This is a genomic window from Streptomyces cinnamoneus, assembly GCF_014650495.1.
GTDB classification, from domain to species: domain Bacteria; phylum Actinomycetota; class Actinomycetes; order Streptomycetales; family Streptomycetaceae; genus Streptomyces; species Streptomyces cinnamoneus.
The window spans coordinates 1-4488 of record NZ_BMVB01000058.1; the positions used below are offsets into that span (position 1 = coordinate 1).

Annotated in this window: 3 protein-coding genes; 1 reads left to right on the forward strand and 2 read right to left on the reverse strand. The window is 70.2% G+C overall.

The genetic code is table 11. The features are described from left to right. Window positions 1-79 precede the first annotated feature (79 nt). On the reverse strand, window positions 80-1633 hold the full coding sequence (locus IE182_RS31360; RefSeq protein ID WP_190113392.1) for a SulP family inorganic anion transporter: 1554 nt from the start codon (window positions 1631-1633) through the stop codon (window positions 80-82). Between the two features lie 588 nt (window positions 1634-2221). On the opposite strand from IE182_RS31360, the gene proC reads away from it, so the two are divergent. Then, window positions 2222-3031 carry a pyrroline-5-carboxylate reductase gene (gene proC, locus IE182_RS31365; protein ID WP_190113393.1) on the forward strand — a complete coding sequence of 270 codons (810 nt, stop codon included), beginning with the start codon at window positions 2222-2224 and terminating at the stop codon, window positions 3029-3031. A gap of 113 nt (window positions 3032-3144) precedes the next feature. On the opposite strand, the gene trpS is transcribed toward proC, so the two are convergent. Further along, entirely contained in the window at window positions 3145-4155 is a 1011-nt protein-coding gene (trpS, locus tag IE182_RS31370) for a tryptophan--tRNA ligase (RefSeq protein WP_190113394.1), read from the reverse strand. Window positions 4156-4488: the final 333 nt, after the last annotated feature.

The following is a 4488-nucleotide window of genomic DNA, read 5'->3' on the forward strand; positions in this document are numbered from 1 at the left end:
AGGACGCCGCCGAACAATTATTCAGGAAGCCCTGGTGGGACCCTTTCGGGTCCTGCCAGGGCTTTCTTGCATTTACCCGCTACACCGCGACCACGCGTCCGGTCGCTTCGCCGTTCCCGTTCTCGTCGCGGTCCGGCCCGTCGCCTCCTCCGCCTTCCTCCAGCGACTCGGCGTGCCGTTCCGCCCAGCCGCGCAAGGCGGTGTGAACGGCGCGGTCCATATGGCGCAGGCCCCTGAGGTCGAGCTCCAGGCGGTGGCCGCCGCGGCGCAGTTCCTCCAGCTCGTCCAGCAGTTTCGGCAGCCGCAGGAAGGTGGCGTTGCCGAGGATCCGTACCCGCTGGACGCCGGCCGGCGTCATCGCCGTCTCGATGTGCACGTGCGAGGTCTCCCACGCGGACTTGGCGACGGCCATCAGCAGGCCGACGATCACGCCCTCGAAGAGATTGGTGACCACGATGGCCACGGTCGTGGTCACCAGGACCGCGACCTCGCCCCGGTGGTCCCTCCAGAGCGGGCCCAGCTCCTTGCCCGGAATCAGCTTCCAGCCGGCGTGGACGAGGACGCCGGCCAGCGCCGCCACCGGAATGAGCTCAAGTGCCCACGGCAGCAGGGTGGCGAAGACCAGTAGCCACACCCCGTGCAGTACCCGGGACGCCTTCGTGCGGGCGCCGGCATTGACGTTGGCGGAGCTGCGGACGATCACGGCGGTCATGGGCAGCGCGCCGAGCACGCCGCAGACGGTGTTTCCGGCGCCCTGGGCGATGAGTTCCTTGTTGTAGTCCGTGTGGGTGCCGTCGTGCAGCCGGTCGACGGCCGCCGCACTGAAGAGTGATTCCGCCGACGCGATGAGAGCGAAGGCGAACACCGTGCCCAGCACCCCGAACTCCGTCAGGCGGGCGAAGTCCCCGCCACCCGGTGGCTGAATCGCATCGAGAATGCCGCGGACCTGGACCCGGTCGACGGGCAGCTGCAGCAGCCCGACCACGGTGGTGGCCAGGGCGACTGCGGCCAGGGGGCCGGGGACGATGCGCGCACCATGCCGCCAGTGCGGCCACAGGACGAGCACGGCTGCTGTTCCTCCGCCGACGGCGACGGCGGCCATCGCGTCGCCCGAGGCGAGGGTGTCGGTCAGCAAGGTCACCAGTCCGCCCAGCTTTTCGAGGCCGCCGGCGGGTGCGTCCGCGTCGGCTAGCGCGTAGAGCTGGCCGGCGATGAGCACGACCCCGATGCCGGCGAGCATCCCCTGCACCACGGCGACGGAGATGGCACGGAACCAGCGCCCCAGCTTGAGCAGCCCCATGGCCACCTGCAGCAGACCGGCGGTGAGCACCAGGACGCCGAGTGCCCTGAGCCCGTACTCCCGTACGGCTTCGTACACCAGCACCGTCAGCCCGGCCGCGGGGCCGCTGACCTGCATGCTGCTGCCCGGCAGCAGTCCGGTGAGGAGCCCGCCGACGATGCCGGTGACGAGCCCGAGTTCGACCGGCACACCGGATGCGACGGCGATGCCGACGGACAGCGGCACGGCTATGAGGAAGACGACCAGCGACGCGGTGAAGTCCGCCCGGAGGTTGGCCCTGAGGTCAACCTTGGCGACGACGTTTCGGACACGGCGGAAGAGAGTCTTCTGCATGAGGATTTCCTCCAGCGCGCTCAGAGCGCGCGCAGCGATGCGATGAGGATCGTTGCCTGACAGATGGAGTGGAGTGGAGAGGAGTGGAACGGAGCGTCGTACGAGTGGTCGAACGGGTCAGCGGTGCGGCGGGCGGCGGGCAGCGGGCGGGTGCGGGCTGACGCGGACACAGGCACGGACAGGCACGGACAGACACGGGCTCGGACACGGGCTCGGACACAGGCACGGACACGGGCACCATGGGGCGAGCGAACACGGCACCGCCGCCGGACGTCGGAACGGACGTCGGCGCAGCCCCCGGTACGGGCACCGGCGCTGTCGTCCCCTGCAGCGCCGTGCCGTTAATCACTCGACCATATTTTGGCCAAGTTGTGGTGCAGATCAGCGAGTTGGTTTGTAACCACGATGTAAACGAGGAGTCGGGAAACAGGAGATCCCGCTTCCGATCGCCCCGGCGGACGGCCGTACGGAGCCGTCCCCTCCCCGGTGCGCCACCGGTCCCGAGGTGTGGACACGGGCCGTGCGCGGAGGCGCCGAAGTGCGAAGATGCCAGGCAAACCCACAGCGCAGCCAAGAGGTGAGGCCCCCGTGACCCAGAAAGTCGCCGTCCTCGGCACCGGCAAGATCGGTGAGGCGCTCCTCAGCGGCATGATCCGGGCCGGCTGGTCGAAGAACGACCTGATGTGCACGGCCCGCCGGCGCGAACGCGCCGAAGCGCTGCGCAGCCGCTACGGCGTCGAGGTGGTGAGCAACATCGAGGCCGCGAAGGCGGCCGACACCGTCATCCTGGCCGTCAAGCCGCAGGACATGGCGCTCCTCCTCGACGAGCTCGCCCCCCACCTGCCCGCCGACCGGCTGGTCATCAGCGCCGCCGCCGGAGTGCCCACGGCCTTCTTCGAGGAGAAGCTCCCGGCAGGCACGCCCGTCGTACGCGTCATGCCCAACACCCCCGTCCTCGTCGACGAGGGGATGTCCGTCATCTCCGCCGGCTCCCACGCCTCCGAGACCCACCTCCTGCGCACGGAGGAGATCTTCAAGCCGGTCGGAAAGACGCTGCGCGTCCCCGAGTCCCAGCAGGACGCGGCAACCGCCCTGTCCGGCTCCGGACCGGCCTACTTCTACTACCTGGTCGAAGCCATGACCGACGCCGGCATCCTCCTGGGCCTGCCCCGCGACAAGGCGCACGACCTGATCGTCCAGGCCGCCATCGGCGCCGCCGTCATGCTGCGCGACAGCGGCGAGCACCCGGTGAAGCTGCGCGAGGCCGTCACGTCCCCCGCCGGTACGACGATCAGCGCGATCCGCGAGCTCGAAAGCCACGGCGTACGGGCGGCCCTGATCGCCGCCCTCGAAGCGGCCCGCGACCGCAGCCGCGAACTCGCCTCCGGTCAGGCATAGCCTCCAACGGCGGCCATCGAGCACACCGGCGTCCCAAGGCGTCCAGGCCGTCGGCCCTCCGGCAGACCGATCTCTGCCGGAGGGCCGACGGTTCTTCCATGGGCCGACGTTCTTCACACGGGCGGCAGCAGGCCGATGGCCCGGTACGCCGCGTCGACGGTCGGCCGGGCGAGCCCCCGAGCCCGCTCGGCGCCCGCCCGCAGGATGTCGTCGACCTGCCCCGGGTCGGCACACAGCTGCGCATGGCGCTCCCTGATCGGGCGCAGCAACTCCACGACGGCCTCGGCCGTGTCCTTCTTCAGCGCGCCGTACCCGGAACCCCGCGCGCTGTACTCCGTGGCCAGGTCCAGCGGCTTGCGGCCCGTGCACCCCGCGAGGATCTCCAGCAGGTTCGCGACGCCGGGCTGGGCCTCGGGGTCGTAGGCGACCTCGCTCCCGCTGTCGGTCACCGCACGCATGATCTTCTTGCGGACGACGTCCGCCTCGTCGAGCAGATAGACGATCCCCGACGTCTCGGCGTGCGACTTCCCCATCTTCGACGTCGGGTCCTGCAGGTCCATGACGCGCGCCGCCACCGTCGGAAGCACGGCCCTCGGCACGACGAACGTCGGCCCGTAACGCTGGTTGAACCGTTCCGCCAGGTCCCGGGTGAGCTCGACGTGCTGCGCCTGGTCGTCGCCGACCGGCACCTCGTCCGCCCCGTAGGCCAGGATGTCCGCGGCCATGAGCACCGGATAGGTCAGCAGCGACAGCCGGACGCTTCCGCCGCCGGCCCGCTCCCGCGCGGCCTTCTCCTTGTACTGGATCATCCGCCGCATCTCACCGTCGGTGGCCGTGCACTCCAGGAGGTAGGAGAGGCGCGTGTGCTCGTCGACGTGACTCTGCACGAACAGGGTGCAGAGCTCGGGGTCGAGCCCGGCCGCGAGGAACAGCGTCGCCGCCTGCCGGCTGAGCCTGCGCACGCGGGCGGGGTCGTGATCGACGGTCAGGGCGTGCAGGTCGACGACGCAGAAGAGGGCGTCGGCGCGGTGCTGGTCGGCCTGGACCCACTGGCGGATGGCCCCCAGGTAGTTGCCGAGGGTGAGGTGGCCGGAGGGCTTGATGCCGCTGAAGATGCGTGTCATGGCTCTGCTTGTCTCCTCTGGGGCGGGACCGCCACCACGGACAGCAGAACGGCCGCCCGAGGCGGGCGGCCGGTTGGTTGCATGCGCAAGGCTGGGCCGCCGTCAGGCGGCCCACCACTGCTGGGTGAGCGCATGCTTGGTCACAGGACGACGGTAGCCCGGGAAACCCGCTTGCGCCACGGGTTTGATGCGGCCTACACGAGCGTGTAAGGTTCTTCGAGTTGCCACGGCGTCCCCAGGGGTGCCGGGGTGGCACTTCGAGCCGCACCGGCGGCACATCACCACTGCACGGCCCCTGAACGGGATGTATTTCGGCATGCCGAAATACGGAAC

Bases quoted from the DNA above. Each gene is read 5' to 3' on its own strand.
- trpS (WP_190113394.1), bottom strand. From the start codon at position 4,155: ATGACACGCATCTTCAGCGGCATCAAGCCCTCCGGCCACCTCACCCTC.
- IE182_RS31360 (WP_190113392.1), bottom strand. From the start codon at position 1,633: ATGCAGAAGACTCTCTTCCGCCGTGTCCGAAACGTCGTCGCCAAGGTT.